The organism is Enterococcus mundtii (assembly GCF_003957375.1).
In the GTDB taxonomy this organism is placed as follows: Bacteria; Bacillota; Bacilli; order Lactobacillales; family Enterococcaceae; genus Enterococcus_B; species Enterococcus_B spodopteracolus.
The window spans coordinates 470,001-493,128 of the sequence record NZ_CP025473.1; the positions used below are offsets into that span (position 1 = coordinate 470,001).

Below are 23,128 nucleotides of genomic sequence, written 5' to 3' on the forward strand. Positions count from 1 at the left end.
TCTCGTTTTGCTAAAAATTCACGCGCTAAAGCTTGTGCGCCTTCTAGCGTATGGTTTGCAGCCCATCCACATTGGATTTCGTTGCTTGCTGGAACTTCTGTCGCTTGTAGCACATCTTCCATCGTTTTTTCTAAAACATCTAAAATATCGTCATAATTTTCATGGTTGATGACAGTAAGATAAAAGCCTGTTTGGCATCCCATTGGTGACCAGTCTACAATATAATCTGCATGATTACGAATGTTTTCGGCAGTTAAATGTTCTAAAGAATGCAAACCTGCCATATCCATGTGTTCTTTGTTTGGCTGTTTGAAACGGACATCATATTTGATGATCAAATCGCCATGTTCGCCTTTTTTACGATCAGCTACACGAACATAAGGGGCTTTTACTTTACGGTGGTCTAAATTAAAACTTTCGACATTCATTTTCATATTGAATTACTCCTAACTATCTGATGATTCTTTTTAGAGAAATAAAAATCCTCTAAAAAGATTGGGTCGATTTATTTAAATTCTAACACTTATTGCAGGCCAGGTGTAGAAAACTGATTGATTTTCTTCAATTCTTTAAAGATAAAATGGATCAGTGATTTTTCAATTGAGTAAAGGCTTGGTTCAAATCATCTAAAAGATCTTGGGCGTACTCGATTCCTACGGATAAACGAATCAATCCGTCTTTGATTCCAGCCTTTTCGCGTTTTTCTTTAGGTACAGAGGCATGAGTCATCACAGAAGGAATTTCCACTAAACTTTCGACACCACCTAGGCTTTCAGCGAGGATAAATAGTTGCAAAGCTTCAACAAAAGGAATGGCATCTGCGTCATTTTTCAAGGTAAAGGAAACCATTCCGCTATAACCTGACATCTGTTGTTTCGCAATTTCATGATTATCATGAGTTGTTAGACCAGGGTAATAGACTGCTTCAACTTCAGGATGGTTCGCTAATAATTCAGCTACAGCATAGGCATTTTTTTGATGTTCCTCCATACGCACACTAAGAGTTTTGATCCCGCGTTGCATCAACCAACTATCTTGTGGACCTAATACGCTACCGATCGCATTTTGATAGTAACCGATTTGATCCGCCAACTCTTGGTTGTTTGTCGTCACTAATCCAGCAACGACATCACTATGCCCGCCTAGATATTTTGTGCCACTGTGTAAAACAATATCAGCGCCTAATTCTAAAGGTTTTTGAAAGTATGGTGTAGCAAATGTATTATCCACGATTGTTAACAAGTCATGATTTTTTGCAATTGCTGCACCTGCTTTCAAATCAGTGATTTTCAATAGGGGGTTACTTGGTGTTTCTAGGTATAACGCTTTTGTATTATCTTGAATCGCTTCTTCAATCTGTGCAAGATTACTTGTATCGACGATTGTATACTCTAATCCATTTTTTGTAAGAACATTATCAAATAAACGGAAAGTTCCGCCATAGATGTCATCGCCTAAGAGAATGTGATCCCCAGATTGGAATAAGGAAAACACTGTATGGATTCCTGCTAGACCTGAGGCAAAGGCAAAGCTACGAACCCCACCTTCTAAGTCTGCGATCAATTCTTCTAAAGCAAAACGTGTTGGGTTACCTGAACGTGAATATTCATATTCTTTCGGTTGTCCAACTGCATTTTGGCGGTAAGTCGATGTTTGATAGATTGGTACGCTAACTGCTCCTGTTGTTGGATCTTCACTAATACCACCATGGATCAATTTTGTTTGAATATGCATAATTGTTTCCTCCAGTTTCTTCATTGAGTTTGTTGTTTGGATGATTGCTCACAGATAAATATTTTTTGATAAGTAACGATCGGATGTATCTGGAAATATGGTCAGGATAGACTGTCCGTTAGGTAAACGTTGCGCTTCTTTTAATGCTGCGGCAAAAGCGGCCCCGCTCGAACTGCCTACTAATAATCCGTGTTCTCTTGCTAGTTGACGTGTGTAAGCAAATCCTTCGGCATCAGAAATAGTTTCAAATTGATCAATTGTCAACTCACTAAGAAAAGGGGGGACAAATTCAACACCGATGCCTTCAATTTCATGCCCATGTGAAGGACCACCATTCAAAATCGATCCTTCTGGCTCAACACCAATCAAGCGAATTTCAGGTAAACGATCTTTTAGAAATTTTGCGGTTCCAGCAAACGTACCACCACTTCCAATACCGGCAACAAAGCTATTGATTGATCCTTTCAATTCTTGAAACAATTCGGGCCCTAATGTTTGGTAATAAGTAGCTGGATTGTGTGGGTTTTCAAACTGCAAGGGAACATAACTATTTGGAATCTCAGAAGCTAATTGTTTACTTTTTTCGATCGCACCAACGATTCCTTCTTCTGTAGGGGTGTGTACGATTTTTGCGCCTAGTGCCTGCATGATTTTTTGTTTTTCGATACTAAATTTTTCTGGTACGACAAAAATTGTTTTTAAATTGAATTTCAAAGCTGCCAGACCTAAACCAATGCCGGTATTTCCGGCAGTCGGCTCAATGATCGTTGTTTCTTGATCGATTTTTCCGCTTCCAAGCCCAGAGGACAGTAAGTACAAACCTAAACGATCTTTGATACTGCCACCGGGATTCAAGTATTCCAGTTTTGCATAGATCACAGAATCTTTGGGCATAGGAAAATCTTTTGCAGTAAATTGATAGATGGGCGTATGCCCGACTGCTTCAGTAATTGATGAGATGATCACGAATCCATACCTCCAAAAAGTAAAATAAAAAAGGAGCTGACTAATTAATCAGCTCCTTGTAAGATCGTAAATTGAAAAGACTAAGAAAGAAAACACTTTCACTACAGAAAGAAATCTTTCATTCAACTATGAAGGGCAATTAATAGACATGGCAAACAGTATGCTGTTTTTACACACCATATAACAACAATACTTCAATTGTTTTGAGTAATTGATTGCCATGCTTATCCCTCCAATAATGATTTAACTAAAAATAGCATGAATAAACAAGAAAGTCAAAGAGTAAAATTTCAAAATCAATAATTTTCTAGTCTTATCAGCGTTTGTCTGATACAATAAGGATGATTATGATTAAGAGAAAAAGGAGCAAAAAATAATGATCTCAGCAAGCGATTTAAAAGCCGGAATGACATTTGTCCAAGACGGAAAATTGATCAAAGTAATTGATGCAAGTCATCACAAACCTGGTAAAGGAAATACTGTGATGCGTATGAAGCTAAAAGATGTTCGTACTGGTGCTACTTACGATACGACACTAAGACCAGATGAAAAATTTGAAAAAGCACACATCGATACAAAACCAGTTCAATACTTATACACAATGGATGATACAGCATTCTTTATGGATCTAGAAACATACGAACAATATGAGATCCCTGTAGAAACTGTATCTGAAGAAATGAAATTTATCTTAGAAAACATGGAAGTTAAAATCCAATTCTTCGGTAGCGAAGTGATTGGTGTCCAATTACCAACAACAGTTGTCTTACGTGTCGTTGAAACACAACCATCGATCAAAGGTGCGACAGTGACTGGTTCTGGTAAACCTGCCACAATGGAAACAGGCTTAGTAGTCAACGTACCTGATTTCATCGAAACAGATGAATTATTAGAAATCAATACAGCAGAAGGTTCATACGTAAAACGTGCGAAATAATCGAGTGCAGTAAAAAAGCTTTTAAGCAGGATGCTTAAAAGCTTTTTTTTACATTAATCAGCAAATAATGTTTGTAGCTTTAAATGATGAACTTCTAACAGTCGTTGATACAGATTTGTTTCAAAGTCTCTATAATGACAAAAATCAAGGACTGTATACTTAGAAGGATCAAGTCCAATAGGGATTAGTAGTGGGGAACCAAAGATAAAAAAATCATACTCTTCAATGATGGGAAGTGTGAGTCGCTCAATATCTACAAAGGGGATCTTCTTACCTAAATTTAAGATTTCTGCGGAGATCAGATGTTCAGAGACGTTGACAAACCCAACTTTCAATTTATAGTTTTCGTCGATTTCTGAATAATAAGGATAAAGTAAACTGGCTTGTAGATAGGCTAATTCACTTACGCAAGATTTCAACCATTTATAGTTTTTTCGTTGTGCGATTTTTTTCCAAAATCCTTCAATTTTGATTGTCAAGATACGTAAGAGTGGGTATTTATCTTGAATATAGGAAGAGATAAATAATGTGGTCAAAGGAATTTTTTGTTTAAACATGCTAAAGTTACCAATAGATAGATAGAGATTCAAAAGCAAAGCTGGCTCTTTCTCAAAATGAAATGTACCAATAAATGTATGGCAATGCTCCTGAAATTCATCTAAAATAGCTTTGATCTCATTACTCGGTTGTTGATAGGAATGTTGCACGATCGGCACACGAATATCTTGATTAGAGGTAAGAAACGGCCAATAATAGAACAAATAAAATAAAGAGTTTACCTCTAAGATATCTAAACGAAGATTTGCAATTTTGAAGAAGTCATAAAAAAAGTCAATGTTTGTTTCACTTGGAATAAAAGAATCTTTCGATAAACTGTAAATATCTGTAAAATGATTATTTTCGATCCTAAGCAAACAAATCAGACAATGGAGACTAGCTTGTTTTTTTCCTAAATCAAACTTATTCTTGTGTTGCGAACCTTCGTGTTTATAAATCAATGCGCGAATTTCTTGGCTGTAAGGATTGCTGTCCAGACTTTCTCCTAGTGAAACAAACCAAAAGAAATTGAAAAAAATGATACGAATCAGTGTTTCAGAACCAGATAAGGTAAGATTCGATAAATTCAAGTTGATATTGTATTCCTTCAAATATTCAGCCAATTTTTTTGTTTGTCTAAAACACGTTGAGCGACTGATAAAGTGACGATTGCAAAAAGCTGCAAGATCTTCATCTTGTTCAGTCAGAAGACTGATCAATAATTTATAAGAAACACTTTCTGTTGATAGGTAATGTTGATATTGGGTATATTGAACAAGTTGTTCAGGAATGGATAACTTGTTTTTAGTATGTAACAGTTTAATATCAGTAAATTGTTCTAAATCATCTTGTATAGCATATAGGATTTTTTTGAAACGAGTCGCACTAAAATAGAAATCTAAGTTTTCTCGTACATGATCTAAACTATATTCCCCTGGCCATAAGGTCATCACCTTTCCATACACACTTAATTTCATTCGTGCATGGTCATCTAATAAAATTTTTTCAATCAATTCTTCACCTTCTTTTATATTTTCATTATTAATACCCTATTTATTTTGCCTTGTAAATACTTGTCTCAATTTTCTAAAAAAACTATACAGGATTTAGAAACATTTTTTTTAAATTTGTCTCAAAACTATCCTCCAATATGTTTATTTTGTGAGAGAAAAGAATAATAAATTGATTTTAAATAACGAATTATTAATTTATATTATTTGTTGTATAAAAAATCAAACCATTTAAAATAACTTTAATTTAATAGTTAGAAACAAAAGAGAGAAGAACTAGAAAGATTAGTGAATTTTTTCTTTTTTTTATATTATCTAATTGAATTTTAAAGTTTTTTTAAGGAGGTATCCATAAATGAAGAAGCGAAATTATTTCATCGTTTTCTGTCTATTTTCTCTATTTTTCGTCACCTATTTCTATTTCCAAAAAGGAAAGACTGTGGCAGCTAATGAAGAAGCAACCATTGAAGTATTAAATAATGAATATGGCAAAGTAAGTATTAGGAAAATAGATCATCAGCTAACGGTCGTGTATCGATTAAAAGAGCAAACACAAGAAAACCGATTTTTATTCCAGTTACATCCAAAAGATGCACCTGAAACGAATCTGCTTTCCTCTTATGTTTCTCAAGAATATCAAGAATACACAGATGAACAACAACGAAAATGGCTAGCAGGTGATTTTTCTCAAGCCGTTGAAGAAAAAGAATTGTCCATTGAATTACCGAGTACGAGCAAAGAATTTCAACTCAATATTCAGATAGAAGAAAAAACGGGTCAGTTACTTTTATCTGAACCAGCTTCCTTTTCATTTTCTATAGATAACGAGAATCAGGAAACTGCACAAACGAGTGAACCAACGTCTGAAACCACGACTTCTTCTGAAAACAGTGAGGTGTCGGATGATTCAGCGGTAGCTAAAAACGAATATCGTCCGTTTGAACAACCACAATTATTCAATGAACAGTTGAAACCTAAAGGGTTAGCTACGATTGAACCGGAATATACCACAGATGAGCAAGGAACCTATCCGCAAGCGATGTGGCAACCGGAAAATGACGAGAATGTACGAAATCATCAAGGGAATCGTCATGGTCAATCACAATGGGATGGATTGACGAATTGGGATGGTGACCCAACCAATCAAAACAATTCTTATATTGAATATGGTGGGGAAAAAGAAGAAGCCGATTACGCAATCCGTAAATTTGCCAAAGAGACAGCGAATCCTGGATTGTTTGACTTGTATCTGAATGTTCGAGGAAATACCCAAAAAAATATCACTCCTTTAGATGTCGTTCTGGTTGTTGACTGGTCTGGCAGTATGAATGAGGACAATCGTATTATTGAAGTGAAGAATGGGATTGATCGATTTGTCGATACCTTATCAGAAAGTGGTGTAACGGAAAAAATCAATTTAGGTTATGTTGGTTTTTCTAGTGAAGGCTACGACAATCGAATGATACCGATTGCTGGATTTGATTCTGTAAAGGAAGAAATCCAAGCAGCCACACCTGATTCAACAAGTGGTGGTACGTTTACTCAAAATGGTTTACGTCAGGCAGGCGAGATGTTGTCTGAACAAAATGGTCACAAAAAGGTGATCGTTCTTTTGACTGATGGTGTTCCGACATGCTCCTATCACGTATCAAGTGTGGTGACTGAAGAGGACGGTAGTTATTATGGCGCGACTTTTAGCAATCAAGTCGATCATCCCGAATATACTTCAAAAATTTCCCCGCCTTATCTTGTACCTGTTAGAGACCAAGATTCACAAGGGCATTGGATCAATTCAACATTCACAGCAACAATCGGTGAAGCAATGGCATTGAAAGAACGAGGTATCGAAATCCATGGCTTGGGTATACAGTTGCAAGGAGATGAAACAGAAGGAATCACGAAGGAAGAAGTGGAACGGCGAATGCGTAAGATGGTTACCACTGGCGAAGACGGTACGGCATATTATGAATCTGCAAATGAGTCTGCGGATATCGCCGATTATCTAGCCAAAAAAGCTGTGCAGCTTTCTGGAACAGTTGTTGACGGAAAAATAACGGATCCAATCATTGATCCATTTGTTTATCAACCAGACAGCGCTTCTGTTACAAGTGTAGGGACAACCCCTCTATCGATTGAGCCACTTCTTTCTATTGATGGGCAAACGATCAATGTCGATAAAATCTATTTAAAAAAAGGTCAGGAAATCCAACTACACTATCAAGTGAGACTCCAAACAGAAAGCGAAAAGTTCGAGACTGATACTTGGTATCAAATGAATGGGCAAACAATCTTCCAACCAACGAGCAATCCAGATGTTCTTGCTAAATTCGGTGTGCCGTCAGCCAAAGCACCAGGTGTATCTCTTGATTTTTTCAAGGAATGGGAAGAATTTGATCAAGATACGACGACTCGACCAGAGAAAGTGATTTATGAAATCAAGCGAACAGGAATCATTGAAACATCTAGTTGGGAAAGTGGCTATGTAGAATTAAGTAAACCGGAAGAGGAGAACACCAATGTTTGGGAGCGAACCAATATCACCAAACTTTTAGCGTCCAGTGAAGCGTCTCGTGAAACCCTCAACTTGCCAAAATACAACAATCAAGGGCAAGAATTTCACTATGAAGCGGTGAATGAGTTGGATGTACCAGGATATCAATCAGAAAAAATCAACGCAACGACTTGGAAAAATAAAAAACAATTTGTTCCTTTAGATTTAAAAATAACCAAGAAAACTTCGTCAGCTGACCATCTCTTAAAAGGAGCAGTGTTTCAACTAACGATTGGAGGTCAGGAGATTCAGCTGATCGACCATGAGGATGGTACCTATTCATTGCCAGAAGGCACACGCCTTGAAAAAGGGAAATCTTATACATTGACAGAAATCAGTGCACCTGCTGGACATGAAAAATCGGAAAAGCAGACGTGGGAAATTGCCATTTCTGACAATGGGGAAGTAACAGTGGACAAACAACAAGCTACAGTCACTGATCAAGTGATCCAATTGACGATTGAGAATCCATTTGCAGATCTTCCGATAGCCATAAGAAAATATACCGAAAAGGACAAACAAAAAATCAATCTGGCAGGAGCAACTTTTGCTTTACAAATAAAAGGCGAAACAGGAATCTATCATACACTGAAGGAGGAAGTCACCGCATCATCAGGATTGGCAGAATTCGTGATACAAAAAGCGGGGGAATATCGTTTAGTAGAAACAGTAGGACCGCTTGGCTACGATACGATTCCAGGAAACTATGAATTTAAAGTTGACCCTTACGGTACGATTCTATATGACGGAGAAAATGTAGAGGAAGATACCGTTTGGACATTGACGCATATGAATCAAATCAAACCTTTTGATTTAACAGTTCTAAAGCAAACGGATACAGGACAGGCGCTAAAAGGGGCAGTCTTCCGACTATCCGGTCCAGATGGACAGATTGAATTACCAAACGACGAAAAAGTAACTGATACATTTGTTTTTGAGAACCTAAAACCGGGTGAGTATACGTTGGAGGAGATCAAAACACCGGAAGGTTATCTGGGATTAGAGCAACCCGTACAGATCGTTATCCAAACGGATAGAAAAGTAACTGTAGATGGTGAACCAACAGAAGTCCAGTTACAAAATGATCATACGAACAACCAAATCCATTTGGTCATCACCAATCAGGCATTGATCCCACTGCCTGAAACCGGAGGATCTGGCCGACTTGGCTTCTTATTATTAAGTATCCTTGCGATTGTTTCATTTGTCGTTTATTCAAGGGGGATGAAACGAGGAGGCATTTCAAGTTGACCAAGTATTATTGGTTCTTGCTGTTGTTGCCTTTTCTGTTAGTTGGTGGTGCCAAAACGTGTATCGCCCAAACACAAGAGATGGTCCAGTTGATTGTCCATACTACGCAGCCCTCATCAGATAAACAAACGGAATCCCATCAAGCAAGTTTTGCGGTTTACGATGTGACAAAATTATTTTATCAATTACGTAAAAAAGGATTTACTGTCGAAGAAACACAACAAATCATTGCGCAACAAGGTACTTCAGCAGGTTCTTTTCTAATGGAAAAACTGGTGAAGTCGAACAATGATGGAGAAGATGTAGCAATCTTTGATCTACGTGAGTCAACGAATCAAATAGGTAACGTTTATTTAGTGAATGAAACCACTCACATAGCAGATGCGTTTGCAGGATCACAAAATGTAGTCGTGGTTTTGCCTCTTTATGATTCATATGATCACCCACAAAAGGCAATCCATCTCTATCCTAAAATGAACCAAGAGCCATCTGCGATCGTCTTTGAAAAAAAGCTTGTAGAGGAAAAAAACACTTATTCGATTGGTGAAAAGATCTACTATCAATTGGATATCCAGTTTCCAAATGGGATAGCAACTGAAGAAACATGTGTAGTCACTGACAGTGCGACGAAAGAGTTGGAATTGCTAACTGAATCACTCAAAGTCCACAGCGAAGAAAAACGCTTGGAAAATCTGACGTTTCATAGCCATAGTCAAGGATTCAGCATTGCGTTTAACGGTCAAGACTTGCAAGATCTGGCAGGTAAAACAGTGAGGATCAACTATCAGATGCGTTTACTACAAGATGCAATTGCTGATCAATCGATCATTAATCAAGCGACATTAAACATCGGAACAGCATCATTGTCACGAAGTACACGCATTCGAACAGGGGGGAAGTGGTTTCAAAAAGTTACAACAGATAAGGAACAACAGGTGCTAGAAGATGCAATGTTTATGATCAAAAACCAACAGGAAGAATACCTGCATTTGAAAGATGGAAAATATTGCTGGAAAAAACGAGCAAGAGATGCAATAACGCTGACTTCTGATCGAAATGGCTTCTTTTCCATCAATGGCTTAGCAGACGGAGAATATTTACTTGAAGAAATCAAAGCACCAAAAGGGTATAAAAGAAACCCTTATGCTGTCTCGTTTGTCGTAAAAAGTATGTCATATGCCATCAATGGACAACCTAGTGAACCTTTGAAAATCACTAATCAGAAACAAGAAACGAGTTTTCTTTTTCCAAAAACAACTGACGAAAAAATAAGTGTTGGTATGATTGGTGGCATATCGATCATAGGTAGTTTCATTATTTATCAAAAGAACAGGAGTAAAGAAGAATGAAGAATAGAAAAAATTTCAAAAAAGTATTACTATGTCTTATTTCATCACTACTTACATTGGTGGCATTACTTCCTAATCCACAAGTGTTTGCTGAAGGAACGGATGCACAATTGGTGATTCACAAAAAGAAAATGTTAGATTTCCCACAACAAGAGATCCAAAATACAGGGAAAGAAATGACTGAATTCAACAACTATCAAGGGTTGGCAGATGTGACATTCCATGTGTATGATGTCACCGAATCCTTTGCTGAAGAAAGAAAAAATGGCGCGACGATTGAAGAAGCAAAAGCGATCGTCCAATCACAGACTTCTGGCACAGCTCTTCTTTCTGGTACAACAGACGCTCAGGGGGATCTTTCTTTAGCGTTGCCAAAAAAACAAGCTGGAAAAGATGCAGTCTATGTGATTGAAGAAGAAACAAAATCAGGAGTAACAGCTGCTGCAAATATGGTTGTGGCATTTCCAGTATATGAACTGATCAAACAATCCGACGGTTCATATCAATATGGGACAGAAGAACTAGACGTAGTTCATTTATATCCTAAAAATGTCGTGGAAAATGAAGGAACGCTGAAGGTCAAAAAAGTAGGTTCAGCAGAAGGTGAAGCACTAAACGGTGCGGAATTTGTCATTGTGAAAGAAGATGCAGGTGTTGCCAAATATTTGCATGGTGTAGCACAAGGAATGTATACATGGACAACTGATAAATCTAAAGCAAAACACTTTGGGACTGGCAAAAGCTATGAAATCGGTGAAGAGGACGTTGCTGAAAAAGAAGCAGAGAAAGGCCACATGCTTATTACTGGGTTAGAAGTTGGCGAATATGTGTTAGAAGAAGTAAAAGCACCTGAAAATGTAGCGATGATCACTGAGCAAACGAAGACCCCATTCACAATTGTTGCTGGTAGTCAAACGCCAGTTGAACTTACGGTGAAAAATGATACGACGAAAGTAGAAAAAGAAACTCCGCAATTAGATGGGCAAGACGTAGCAATCGGGGAACCAGTCAATTATGAGATCAGCGTCAATATTCCTCTTGGTATTGCGGATAAAGAAGGATCCAATAATAAATATACCACCTTCAAATTGATTGATACACATGATCCAGCTTTAACGTTCATGAACCAATCAACGGGAGAAACAGGATATGCACTTTACGATGGTGAAACGATCATTGATTCAACGAATTACCACGTAACTGAACAAACAAACGGCTTCACAGTAACGATTGAACCAACTTATATTCCTTCATTGACTCCAGGTGGTACGTTGCGTTTTGTTTATTATATGCATTTGAATCAGTTAGCAGAGCCAACCCAAGGTTATAACAACGAAGCAAATGTTGATACTGGACATACGACCGATCAAACACCACCAACTGTGGAGGTACTGACAGGTGGGAAACGTTTCATTAAAGTAGATGGAGCAGTAGCTGATATCAAACCATTAGCAGACGCTTCGTTTGTGGTACGTGATCAAGATGAAGCAACAGCGAAATATTTGATCATTGATCCAGTAACAAAAGCAGTGACGTGGACTACATCACAGGAAGAAGCAACGATTTTCACGACAACAAGTGATGGATTAGTGGATATCACAGGCTTGTCTTATGGAACGTATTATTTAGAAGAAACAAAAGCACCAAACAATTATGTGAAACTAACTGAACGAATGGCGTTCAAGGTCGATCAACAATCTTATGCTGTTGTAGGTGAATTGGTTGCACCAGAGAAAGTACCAAACAAACACAAAGGGACATTACCAGCAACTGGTGGCAAAGGCATTTCATTGTACATTTTCTTAGGTGTGGTTTTACTGACAATCGTGGGTGCGTACTGGCTAAAACGACCAGAAGTTAAATAGTCTCAAAATGAAGAACGAGTGACTCGCTGAGGAGAATAAAATGAAACAAAAAAAATGGCGTCTGTTAGATCTAATCATGTTCTCGGTATTTTTTATCGGTGTCCTCAGCTTGGCGTATCCTTTTGTCAGTGATACGTTGAATGATTATCTCGACCAGCAGATCATCAAAAATTATCAAAAAAAGGCAAAGTCTGAACATGCGACAGAACTTGCTGAATTACAAAAGCAGATGATCAAAAAAAATGAACAACTGGCATCAAACGTAGCGATGCCAGAAGCAGACCCATTTTCCAAGAAAAAAAAGAATGATCAAAAATCTCAGAAATCGTATATCGAATCACATACCGTTGGTGTTTTGACGATCCCCAAAATCAATGTCAGTTTACCGATTTTTGATCAAACAACGACGAAACTATTGGAAAAAGGCGCTTGTCTGCTCGAGGGCACCTCATACCCGATCGGAGGCAAATCGACACATGCGGTACTTTCCAGTCACCGAGGCTTGCCGCAAGCAAAATTGTTTACAGATTTACCTCAATTAAAAATAGAAGATCACTTTTATATTGAAATCAATGGACAGTATCTTGCGTATCAAGTCGATCAGATCAAAACCGTAGCACCGACAGAAACAGAAGCGCTGCAAATTCAAGAAAATCAAGATTTAGTCACACTGGTTACCTGTACTCCGTATATGGTTAATAGTCACCGTTTATTAGTACGCGGACACAGGGTCGCTGTTGAACCAGAAGAAATAAAAGAATCGTTAGAAAAAGTGAAACAGGCGAAGCGTGCTGCATTTTTACTCGTAAATGGCTTGATCAGTGTGTTTTTGTTGCTATTTCTTATCATGATGATAAAATATTTTACAAAAGTTATTAAAAAATAATATAGTTTTGGAAACTAGATGATAAAGTTTTTGTAAACAGAACATCCTTCATGTATAATGAAATTGAACAAACGAAATGGAGTGGATCAAGATGGAGATAGAATTTAGCCGAAAGTACCAAATCGTCAATGAAGTATTAAATGCGGTGACCCATGGGATTGCAGCTTTATTAAGTCTGCTTTGCTTCAATTTGCTGATGGATCGCGCCCATACGACCTTAGATTATGTCGCTTTTGCGATTTATGGCTGTTCTCTTTTTCTGCTTTTCTTTTCTTCCACGTTATTTCACAGTTTGATTTTTACGAAAGCAAAAAAAGTATTCCAGGTATTTGATCATTGTTCGATTTACCTTTTGATTGCTGGAACTTACACGCCATTTTGTCTGTTAGTCGTACAAGGAACGACAGGACTAGTATTGCTAAGTGTCATTTGGGCCACAGCAGTGATTGGCATTATCTATAAATGTTTGACTTTAACAAAGACAAACAAGGTATCAAAAGTTTCAACGATCATTTACAATGTGATGGGGTGGGCAATCATCGTTGTGCTACCTAAGCTCTATCAGAATATCGATTTGACTGGCTTACTATTACTAGTGGGCGGAGGAATCGCTTATTCTGTGGGATCACTATTTTATAGCATGAAAAGCAGACGATTCACCCATGTGATCTGGCATCTATTTGTCATGTTAGGTGCAGCGTTGATGTTTTTAGCAATCTATGTAAGTAATTGATTTAAGAAAAATACGATTCAAAAAACTGACCAATTTATTGGTCAGTTTTTTTTGTCTGTTTCTAAGAGGATTATGTGAAAATAAATAGTGGTTTTTTATTTTTTATTTTATGTATGCAATAAAATTGAAAAATTAAACATTTTTGCTGAAAATAACGATTTAAACTAGACAATTCAAACAATTTTGTTTAATATTATTCAAATAAAATTCAAATTATAATCTAAGGATATTTCAATTTGATGAGAAAACAATTTTTGAAAAGAGGGAAAAGAGAATGACAGAATTAATGATCGGCGAAATTCCAGTGAGTCAATTAGCAAAAGAATTTCAAACACCCCTATATGTGTATGATGAAAAAAAGATGGAAGAAACGATAAAGTCGTTTAAGCTGAACTTTGATTCTGATTCTTTTCAAACAAAGATCTTGTATGCGTCTAAAGCCTTTCAAACGGTAGAATTACTCCAGCTAATTGCTGAACAAGGGTTAGGTCTAGATGTCGTAAGTGGTGGGGAGATTTATACCGCGTTACAAGCTGGATTTCCTTTAGAAGATGTTTATTTCCATGGCAACAACAAAACGATTGATGAATTAAGATATGCCATTGAAAATGATATACGCCATTTTGTTGCAGATAATGGGATGGAAGTCGAAGTCTTGGAAGAGTTAAGCCGAGAATATCAGAAAAAGCTACAGATCATGTTGCGATTGAACGTAGGGATCGAAGCACATACCCATGAATACATCGTCACCGCACATATCGATTCAAAATTCGGCATGCTTTACGATAGCGATGTTTGCCAACAAGCGATTGCACGTATCCAACAAAGTGAATTTCTTAGATTGGAAGGCTTTCATGCCCACATCGGCTCACAAATCTTTGATATGACTGCTTGGCTGGCTGAGATCGACCAGCTGGTTACCTACCTTGAAGATTTTCAACAACCGCTTTCTTTAAATCTGGGAGGGGGCTTTGGTATCCGTTATACCGAAGCGGACACACCTTTACCAATTGCAGAATCAGTCAAACATCTGGTTACACACACAGAGCAGACGCTAGCTGACAGAAACTTAACGATCGATCGCTTATTGATTGAACCTGGGAGAAGTATCGTTGGTGAAGCCGGAACAACACTTTATACAGTCGGCTATATCAAAGAAACACCTCACAAGAAATATTATTTTGTGGATGGTGGGATGACAGATAATATTCGACCGGCACTTTATCAAGCAGAATATACCTGTGATTTGGCAAATAAACTAGACATTGAAAAAACAGAAAAAGTGACGGTTGCCGGAAAAATGTGTGAATCAGGAGACGTGGTGATCCAAGAAACACAGTTGCCTCCTGCAGAGCCAGGTGATCTTCTGGCAGTGTATGCCACAGGAGCCTACGGATATTCGATGAGTAGCAATTACAATCGTGCACTTCGACCAGCAGTTGTTTTTGTCAAAGATGGCGTGTCGAGAGAAGTCGTGCGTCGGCAAACTTATGCGGATCTATTGAGAGGAGAAGTCTATGCAGATTTATAAATATAATGGTTGTGGCAATGACTTTATTTTCTTAGATTACGATGAAACGATCGACTATAGTCATTTGGCTCAAAGCTTGTGTGCATCCACGGCTTACGATACGGATGGATTGATTGCTGTTAAAACCGAACCTTTAGAAATGATCTACTACAATAAAGACGGTAGCCGTGCGCCGATGTGTGGCAACGGTATCCGTTGTTTTGCCAATTATGTCAGCGATCAACAATTACTTAAAGCGCCACAATTTGCGGTCAAAACGCTTGCTGGGATGATCCATGTGACAATCCATTCACGAGAGCCTTTTTATTGCACAGTTGACATGGGAGCGCCGGACTACCAACCAGAGAAAGTAGGCGTAGCACAATCAACACCTATCATCAAACAAGCACTGATGATTGATGAGCGAAAGGTAGAGCTGACTAGTTTATTCATGGGGACGATCCATACAGTTGTTTTTGTTGAAGATGCGTTGGCTGAATTAACCAAAGAGACGGGAGAAAAACTCTGCCATCATCCCTTATTCAAAGAGAAAACAAACGTCAATTTTGTCCAATCTGTCAATGAAGAAGAATTGATCGTCCGCACGTATGAACGTGGGGTCGGTTGGACACTAGCTTGTGGTACAGGTTGTTGTGCAGCGTATGTCGTCGCAAGAGATCAAGGATACCTTTCCGGCTTACAAGCGACGATCCATTTAGAGCAAGGCGATTTACTGATTTCTGGCGATAAAACGATCACGATGGCGGGACCAGCCACATATGAATGGCATAAAAATTTGGAGGTAGAGGCATGATCAAAGGTTCGATTGTCGCGTTAGTGACACCAATGACGGAAACAGGTGCAGTGGATTATCTAGGCTTGGAGCAGCTGATTGCGTTTCATCTGAAAGAACAAACAGACGGCTTACTGGTCCTTGGAACAACTGGGGAATCACCCACACTATCTGAGGAGGAAGAGGAAGAGATCGTACGATTCACCGTTGAAAAAGTCAATGGACGTATCCCAGTGATTGCTGGTGCAGGATCAAATGCAACGGCGAAAACGGTCAAGAAAGTCCAACGCTTTGCTGAACTTGGGGCAGACCAATTATTAGTGATCACCCCTTACTATAATAAAACGAGTGATGTAGGGTTACTGGCTCATTTTAAAGCGATCGCAGACGCTTCCTCGCTACCAATCATCTTATATAACGTACCGTCACGAACAGGGATGACGATTTCGTTACCTGTATTAACGGAACTAGCGAAGCATCCACGAATCATCGGCATCAAGGAAGCCTCTGGTGATATGTCCTATACAATGGAAGTGGCGCAACTGATTGATGAATCATTTGCACTATACAGTGGCAATGATGATTTGATTTTACCTATTCTAAGTATTGGTGGTATCGGTGTGATCAGTGTTTGGGCAAATATCCAGCCAAAAGTAGTCCATGAATTAGTTCATGATTACTTAAACAGAAACAGTCCTTCAGCAAAAGAAAAACAATTGACTCATTTAGCGTTGATCAATGCCTTATTCAGTGAAACCAATCCAATTCCAGTGAAAGCAGCAATGAATCATTTAGGCTTACCTGCTGGACCATTAAGACTACCACTGATTGAATTAGGCGAGGAGAAAAAGCAACAACTTATCGCACTGTTAACAGAAAACGGAGGGGCAAGCACATGAATATAGGGATCATCGGAAGTGGAAAAATGGGTAAGCGAATTGCAGAAGTTACCGAAGAATATCAACATCAGCCATTGAGTTCGACCGAATCCTTACAAGCAACGGAGGAATTATCGTTTGCTCAGACACCAGCAGTCATGATCGATTTTTCTCATCCAGCTGGTTTGGATAAAATCTTGCGATACAGCAAAGCTCACCAAGTCCCACTGGTGATTGGCACAACAGGCTATACCGAAGAGCAATTTGCTGAAATCGCCCAAGCAGCTCAAACGATCCCTGTACTCTACAGTGCTAATTTTTCATTAGGGATCATGGTGATGAATCGCTTGATCAAACAAGCAGCTAAAGACTTAGCCAGCTGGCAGATCGAATTAATCGAAAAACACCACAGCCAAAAAAAAGACGCACCTTCTGGCACAGCCAAGCGCTTAGTAGAAACACTACAATCCGTTCGAGAGCTGACACCTGTCTATCAATGGACAGACGAACCTCGAAAAGACCAACAAATCGGTGTTCATAGCCTACGTGCAGGCTCTTTTCCTGGAGAACATGAGGTCCTTTTTGCGACCAAAGATGAAGTCCTTTCAGTGAAACACGAAGCCTTTTCAAATCGAATTTTTGCAGAAGGGGCAGTTCAAGCAAGTATCTGGTTGGCCGAGCAGTCAGCCGGTTCATATCAATTAGAAGATTTATTTGAACCTAGAGGAGGAGCCTAAGTTGAACGCACAAGAAATCATTCGTTTTATTCAAATAGCAGAAAAAAAGACCCCAGTCAAAGTTTATTTAAATGTATCAGAACCTGTCGAGTTTCCGAATGCGAAAGTATTTGGTGAAGTGCATAGTCCAATCGTTTTTGGAGATTACAAAGACATCGCGCCGGTACTAGAAAAAGAAGCGGAAAAAATCTTAGCGATCGAACTAGAACAAACTGCTAGAAACAGTGCAGTTCCTTTACTGGATGTCAAAGACATCAACGCTCGCATCGAACCAGGCGCTGTCATTCGTGATCAAGTGACCATCGGCGATCAAGCAGTGATCATGATGGGCGCTGTGATCAATATCGGTGCTGAGATCGGGGATCATAGCATGATCGATATGGGAGCAATACTAGGCGGACGTGCGACTGTCGGCAAGAATTGTCATATCGGTGCCGGCGCTGTGCTAGCAGGGGTCATTGAACCAGCTTCCGCCCAACCAGTAGTGATCGAAGACGGTGTATTAGTTGGTGCGAATGCAGTGATTGTCGAAGGTGTTCGTGTTGGAAAGAATGCAGTCATCGCAGCAGGAGCAGTCGTTTTAGAAGACGTTGCACCTGAGACGGTCGTTGGTGGTACACCGGCACGTGTATTAAAAATAAAAGATGATCAAACCAAAGAAAATACCGCATTGATTGCAGCACTAAGAGAATTGTAGACAAAGAAAGGATGAAAAATATGCGCGAAATAGATACCTGTATTGTCGGAGCGACGGGATTAGTCGGTCAAACTATGTTAAGAGTCTTAGAGGAGTACGATTTTCCAGTAGGAAAACTCAAGCTTTTAGCATCCAAACGCTCTGCGGGGAGTCTGTCTGTGTTTAAGGGAAAAGAGTACGTCATCGAAGAACTGACTGAGACTTCTTTTTCTGGGTATGATTTAGCGCTTTTTTCAGCTGGAGCATCCGTGTCTCAAACATTTGGCCCAATTGCACGTCAAGCTGGCTTAGTGGTCATCGACAATTCTTCAGCGTGGCGAGAAGATCCGATGATCCCGTTGATCGTCCCTGAAGTAAATCTAGAAGATCATACGTTAGATCCATTGATTGCCAATCCAAATTGTTCGACGATCCAGTCCGTCTTACCACTGAAAGCACTACAGAACACCTTTGGCTTGGTTCGGGTCAATTACACGACCTATCAAGCTGTTTCGGGTTCAGGGCAACAAGGGATCGCTGATCTACAGGCGACTAAAAATGGCGCACCAGCAACTTTTTATCTGCATGATATCAGTCAAACGGTCATTCCAGAAATCGATCGCCCGATGGAAAATGGGTATACCAAAGAAGAACAAAAAATGATCAATGAAACGAAAAAAATCTTGCATCAACCAGATTTGCCTGTTTCTGCGACTTGTGTACGTGTACCGATTGAAAATGGTCATGGTGTCTCGATTGCTGTCGAGTTAGAAAAGCAATTTTCCCTAGAACAAGTCCGTGCTTGCTTCAGTCAGTTTCCAGGGATTTTGGTCGTCGATCACTTAGCAGAACACCAATATCCCACAAGTACATTAGCAAGAGGCACAGACCAAGTATACGTAGGACGTATTCGTCGCGACCTCTCTGTTGAAAATGGTTTGCTCTTTTATACCGTAGCTGACAATATCCGCAAAGGCGCTGCAGCTAACGCTGTTCAAATTGCTTTGTCACTTCTTCAAGAGGAGGTCCTTTCATGAAAGTCGCAAAATTTGGTGGAAGCTCGATGTCTCATGAAGAACAGTTCCGTAAAGTCCGTGGGATCGTGCTAGCTGATCCTCGTCGAGAAGTCATTGTCGTTTCCGCTTTAGGAAAAAGAACTAATGAAGACGATAAAGTGACCGATTTACTCTATTTGATCCATGCGTATCTTCAACATAAGGTTGATTGGACGTCTCTATGGGAACGGATCACGCAACGTTTTATTCAAGTAAGAGATCTTCTGTCACTTGACTTTCCGATTGAAAAAGAATTAACCATGATCGAAACACAACTAAAACAGGAAAAAGTGACGATCGATTATTTAGTCAGTCGTGGGGAGTATCTGACCGCGCAATTAATGGCGGAATATTTAGGGTATACCTTTGCCGATGCGAGTGAGCTGATCCACTTTGATTATGAAGGAGGCATCGACTTTCCTCGTACAGAGCAAGCAGTACGTGAGATGTACCAGAAACACCAAAAGTTGATCGTCCCAGGATTTTATGGCGCGAACCCAGCAGGAAAAGAAAAATTACTTGGTCGTGGGGGCAGTGATATTACCGGCTCCGTTTTAGCCAGTGCCTTACAGGCAGATCTTTATGAAAATTGGACGGATGTTTCAGGCATCATGATGGCAGATCCGAGAATCATCGACTCGCCGAAAGTCATTGAAGAAATCTCTTTCCGTGAATTACGAGAAATGGCGTATATGGGTGCAAACGTCTTACACGAATCAGCGGTTTTTCCTGTCCAAGAAGCTGATATCCCGATCCAAATCAAAAATACGAATCGACCGAATGATCATGGCACAAAAATCTCAAATCATGAAGTCGAAAAAGAAAATGGGTTGACGGGGATCGCCGGGCGAAAAGACTTTCTTTCAATCACCTTGTTCAAACAACATATGTCAGACGAAATCGGTTTTATTTGGAAAGCCATGAGTATTTTTGCAAAACATGGGATTTCGATTGAGCATATCCCCTCGGGCATCGATAATATCGGCGTCGTCGTTTCAGCGGAATTGATCATGGATAAATTGTTTTTGATCACCAAAGAATTACGTGAGGAATTAGGCGTAGAGGAAATCGAGATCATCGAAGACCTTGCCTTGATTTCGGTTGTAGGCGGCCCACACAAGGAACCAATTGGACTTTCGGGGAAAGTGCTGTCGATTCTGAATGAGTTAGAAATCAGGACCTCGATTCTATCACAAGGGGCACAAGAGTTGAACTTGATCATCGGTGTACCCAATGTACAGTACGAAACCGTAGTAAAAGGCATCTATGAAGGGATGGTGAAGCGACATGTTGGCAGCACATCGAATGGCGTTACATCAAATTCCTGAACTTGGCTTTCATGAATTTAAAACGAAGGAATATCTTTACGAACAAATCAAAAACTGCGGTGGTGTGATCCATGAAATCGATGCAACAGGCTTGTTGGTTTATTTTGATCAGCACCAAGACACAACGATTGCTTTTCGGACAGATATCGACGCGTTACCGATCACTGAAGCCACAGGGTTACCTTTTGCGTCTACACACCCAGGATTCATGCACGCCTGCGGACATGATGGTCATATGGCAATGCTCTTAGGATTGACCGATTATATTGCCACGCACCGTCAAGAGATGCAGCACAATATCGTCTTGATTTTTCAACCCTCAGAAGAAATCGCTGGCGGGGCAGAAAGTGTGATCCGTTCTGGGTGGTTGGAACATTACAAGGTACAGGCAATCTTTGGTTTTCATTTATGGCCAGGCTTGCCAGAAGGAAAAGTATTTTCACGACCAGGTGCGTTGATGGCCCAAAGTAGCGAAACAGATATCATCGTCAAAGGCAGATCTGCGCATATCGCCTCAAGTGGTAAAGGCATCGACAGTTTAGAAGCAGCCGTCCGTTTTATGAAGTTAGTCTACGACTTTGACGAATCCTTGCCAGAAAATCTTGAACACCTCTTGAAATTCGGCCAGATCACAGGCGGCACGATCCGCAATGTCTTAGCCAATGAAGTCGTTATCTCAGGCAGCATTCGTTCATACAGTCGTCAGACACAAACAGACTTAAAAACACAATTAGCTCGATTAGCAGAAGAATTCCAACAAACTTCTCAAGCGAAAATCTCATTTCGTTATAACGATGGATATCCTGCTGTGCGAAATGATGAAAAATTGTACGCGTCACTTGCTCATTCAGAATTATTACATGAATTAACTGAGCCTGTCTTACAAGCAGAAGATTTCGGCGTATATACGGAACACTATCCTTGTGTCTTTTTCTTTCTAGGTGTAGGCGAAACACCTGCCCTGCATGATGCGACATTTGATTTTGATATGTCCGTTTTAGAAAAAGGCTTGGAATGGTACCAAACAATCCTTTACACCAAGGAACTTTTCTGAAAAAATAAGGATAGTAACCAAAAGGGGAGAAGTCTATGAATTTACACCATCGTTTTAATCCAAGGCTGGCTAAAGTCGAAGTCTCACAGATCCGCATGTTCGATCAGCAAATCTCAAGTATTCCGGGCATCATCAAATTGACATTAGGTGAGCCAGACTTTTCAACACCTGAAGCAGTGAAAGAAGCTGGTATCACAGCCATCAAAGAAAACTATTCTCATTATACCGGGATGAGAGGTTTACCAGAATTATGTGAGGCAGCTTGTTTCTTCCAAAAAGAACGTTATGGTCTTTCCTATGATCCGCAAACGGAAGTACTGACAACGATCGGTGCCACAGAAGCAATCGCGACAGCTTTACTAGCGGTCTTAGAAGAAGGAGATAAGGTATTGATCCCGGCACCTGCGTATCCCGGCTATCAACCAATCGTTGATCTAGCAGGCGCCGAATTGATCACGATCGATACATCAGACACTGGCTTTATTTGTCAGCCAGAACAACTAGAAGAGGCATTTGCCACATACGGAGACGAAATTAAAGCAGTGATTTTGAATTATCCAAGTAATCCAACTGGAACATTATTATCTGCGGAGCAAATGAGCAAGCTTGCAGAAGTTTTAAGCCAACATCCAGTCTTTGTCATCAGTGACGAAGTTTACGCGGAGTTGAATTACGTGGGGGATCATGTATCGATGGCTACGTACTTACCTGAACAAACGATCGTCGTGAATGGACTCTCTAAATCCCATGCTATGACTGGTTGGCGCATTGGATTTCTCTTTGCTCAAAAACCAGTGATCGATGAATTGATCAAAGTCCATCAATATTTAGTGACTTCTGCCACAACGATTTCGCAAAAAGCGGCGGTCGAAGCACTGACAAAAAGCATGGATGAAGGAGAAAAAATGAAAGCCCGCTACATTGAACGCCGAGATTATCTATTGCCGCACCTGACGGAATTAGGCTTTCAAATCTCTCAACCGGATGGTGCATTTTATTTGTTCTGTCGTTTACCAGAAGCGATCCAGATGAATTCGTGGGATTTTTGTTTAGCACTCGCAGAACAAGGTAAGGTTGCCTGTATCCCTGGCTCCGCTTTTGGACCAGAAGGCGAAGGATTTATCCGAATCTCTTATGCAAGTGGGATGGACGATCTAAAAGAAGCGTGTAAACGTATCGGCACATTTTTAGCACAATTAAAGCAATAAGATTAAAATAACGAATAAAATTTTTAGGCAAACCTTTTCATTTGCATTATTATTCGTAGAATGATATCGT

The 23,128-nt window shown here is 39.7% G+C and carries 19 protein-coding genes (1 of these 19 running past the window's edge); 15 read left to right on the forward strand and 4 right to left on the reverse strand.

The features are described 5' to 3' along the window. The 3 genes from CYK55_RS02550 to CYK55_RS02560 all read right to left on the reverse strand — a co-directional run. A protein-coding gene (locus tag CYK55_RS02550; protein ID WP_010736339.1) for an S-ribosylhomocysteine lyase crosses the window boundary here: on the reverse strand, positions 1-434 show its 5' portion. It extends 25 nt beyond the left edge of the window; the window shows 434 of its 459 coding nt (coding positions 1-434); the start codon lies at positions 432-434; its stop codon lies beyond the left edge, outside the window. Positions 435-585: 151 nt separating this feature from the next. Next, positions 586-1,734, reverse strand: a complete 1,149-nt coding sequence (locus CYK55_RS02555; RefSeq protein ID WP_034690905.1) for a cystathionine gamma-synthase — start codon at positions 1,732-1,734, stop codon at positions 586-588. A gap of 48 nt (positions 1,735-1,782) precedes the next feature. Continuing rightward, positions 1,783-2,700: a PLP-dependent cysteine synthase family protein gene (locus tag CYK55_RS02560; RefSeq protein WP_034690906.1), complete on the reverse strand. Its 918-nt coding sequence runs from the start codon at positions 2,698-2,700 to the stop codon at positions 1,783-1,785. 376 nt (positions 2,701-3,076) lie between these two features. Between CYK55_RS02560 and efp the strand changes: the two genes are divergently transcribed. Next, a complete protein-coding gene (gene efp / locus CYK55_RS02565; RefSeq protein WP_034690907.1) occupies positions 3,077-3,637 on the forward strand; it encodes an elongation factor P in 561 nt (186 codons plus the stop codon). Positions 3,638-3,690: 53 nt separating this feature from the next. Here the strand turns inward: efp and CYK55_RS02570 are convergent, their stop codons facing one another. After that, a complete protein-coding gene (locus CYK55_RS02570; protein ID WP_034690022.1) occupies positions 3,691-5,187 on the reverse strand; it encodes a helix-turn-helix domain-containing protein in 1,497 nt (498 codons plus the stop codon). 352 nt (positions 5,188-5,539) lie between these two features. On the opposite strand from CYK55_RS02570, the gene CYK55_RS02575 reads away from it, so the two are divergent. From CYK55_RS02575 to CYK55_RS02640, 14 genes are all read left to right on the forward strand, one after another. Next, complete coding sequence (locus tag CYK55_RS02575; RefSeq protein WP_034690020.1) at positions 5,540-8,986, forward strand: SpaA isopeptide-forming pilin-related protein; 3,447 nt, start codon at positions 5,540-5,542, stop codon at positions 8,984-8,986. Beyond that, on the forward strand, positions 8,983-10,335 hold the full coding sequence (locus tag CYK55_RS02580) for an isopeptide-forming domain-containing fimbrial protein (RefSeq protein ID WP_034690018.1): 1,353 nt from the start codon (positions 8,983-8,985) through the stop codon (positions 10,333-10,335). Before CYK55_RS02575 ends, CYK55_RS02580 begins: the two co-directional genes overlap by 4 nt. After that, positions 10,332-12,200 (forward strand): SpaH/EbpB family LPXTG-anchored major pilin, encoded by a 1,869-nt coding sequence (locus CYK55_RS02585; protein WP_126133886.1) that lies wholly within the window; start codon positions 10,332-10,334, stop codon positions 12,198-12,200. Before CYK55_RS02580 ends, CYK55_RS02585 begins: the two co-directional genes overlap by 4 nt. Before the next feature lie 40 nt (positions 12,201-12,240). Continuing rightward, on the forward strand, positions 12,241-13,086 hold the full coding sequence (locus tag CYK55_RS02590; protein WP_034690013.1) for a class C sortase: 846 nt from the start codon (positions 12,241-12,243) through the stop codon (positions 13,084-13,086). A 91-nt stretch (positions 13,087-13,177) separates the two neighbouring features. Beyond that, positions 13,178-13,819, forward strand: coding sequence for a PAQR family membrane homeostasis protein TrhA (gene trhA / locus CYK55_RS02595; protein WP_034690012.1), 642 nt, complete (start codon positions 13,178-13,180; stop codon positions 13,817-13,819). Positions 13,820-14,093: 274 nt separating this feature from the next. After that, entirely contained in the window at positions 14,094-15,350 is a 1,257-nt protein-coding gene (gene lysA / locus CYK55_RS02600; RefSeq protein WP_034690010.1) for a diaminopimelate decarboxylase, read from the forward strand. Next, a complete protein-coding gene (gene dapF / locus CYK55_RS02605) occupies positions 15,337-16,143 on the forward strand; it encodes a diaminopimelate epimerase (protein ID WP_126133887.1) in 807 nt (268 codons plus the stop codon). The genes lysA and dapF overlap by 14 nt, the downstream gene beginning before the upstream one ends. Next, positions 16,140-17,021, forward strand: a complete 882-nt coding sequence (gene dapA / locus CYK55_RS02610; protein ID WP_034690006.1) for a 4-hydroxy-tetrahydrodipicolinate synthase — start codon at positions 16,140-16,142, stop codon at positions 17,019-17,021. The genes dapF and dapA overlap by 4 nt, the downstream gene beginning before the upstream one ends. Next, entirely contained in the window at positions 17,018-17,737 is a 720-nt protein-coding gene (dapB, locus tag CYK55_RS02615) for a 4-hydroxy-tetrahydrodipicolinate reductase (RefSeq protein ID WP_034690004.1), read from the forward strand. Before dapA ends, dapB begins: the two co-directional genes overlap by 4 nt. 1 nt (position 17,738) lies before the next feature. Then, entirely contained in the window at positions 17,739-18,434 is a 696-nt protein-coding gene (dapD, locus tag CYK55_RS02620; protein WP_126133888.1) for a 2,3,4,5-tetrahydropyridine-2,6-dicarboxylate N-acetyltransferase, read from the forward strand. Positions 18,435-18,454: 20 nt separating this feature from the next. Then, complete coding sequence (locus CYK55_RS02625; protein ID WP_126133889.1) at positions 18,455-19,450, forward strand: aspartate-semialdehyde dehydrogenase; 996 nt, start codon at positions 18,455-18,457, stop codon at positions 19,448-19,450. Beyond that, complete coding sequence (locus CYK55_RS02630; RefSeq protein WP_126133890.1) at positions 19,447-20,796, forward strand: aspartate kinase; 1,350 nt, start codon at positions 19,447-19,449, stop codon at positions 20,794-20,796. Before CYK55_RS02625 ends, CYK55_RS02630 begins: the two co-directional genes overlap by 4 nt. Continuing rightward, positions 20,756-21,850 (forward strand): amidohydrolase, encoded by a 1,095-nt coding sequence (locus CYK55_RS02635; RefSeq protein ID WP_034689997.1) that lies wholly within the window; start codon positions 20,756-20,758, stop codon positions 21,848-21,850. The genes CYK55_RS02630 and CYK55_RS02635 overlap by 41 nt, the downstream gene beginning before the upstream one ends. 35 nt (positions 21,851-21,885) lie before the next feature. Continuing rightward, complete coding sequence (locus tag CYK55_RS02640; RefSeq protein ID WP_034689996.1) at positions 21,886-23,058, forward strand: pyridoxal phosphate-dependent aminotransferase; 1,173 nt, start codon at positions 21,886-21,888, stop codon at positions 23,056-23,058. Positions 23,059-23,128: the final 70 nt, after the last annotated feature.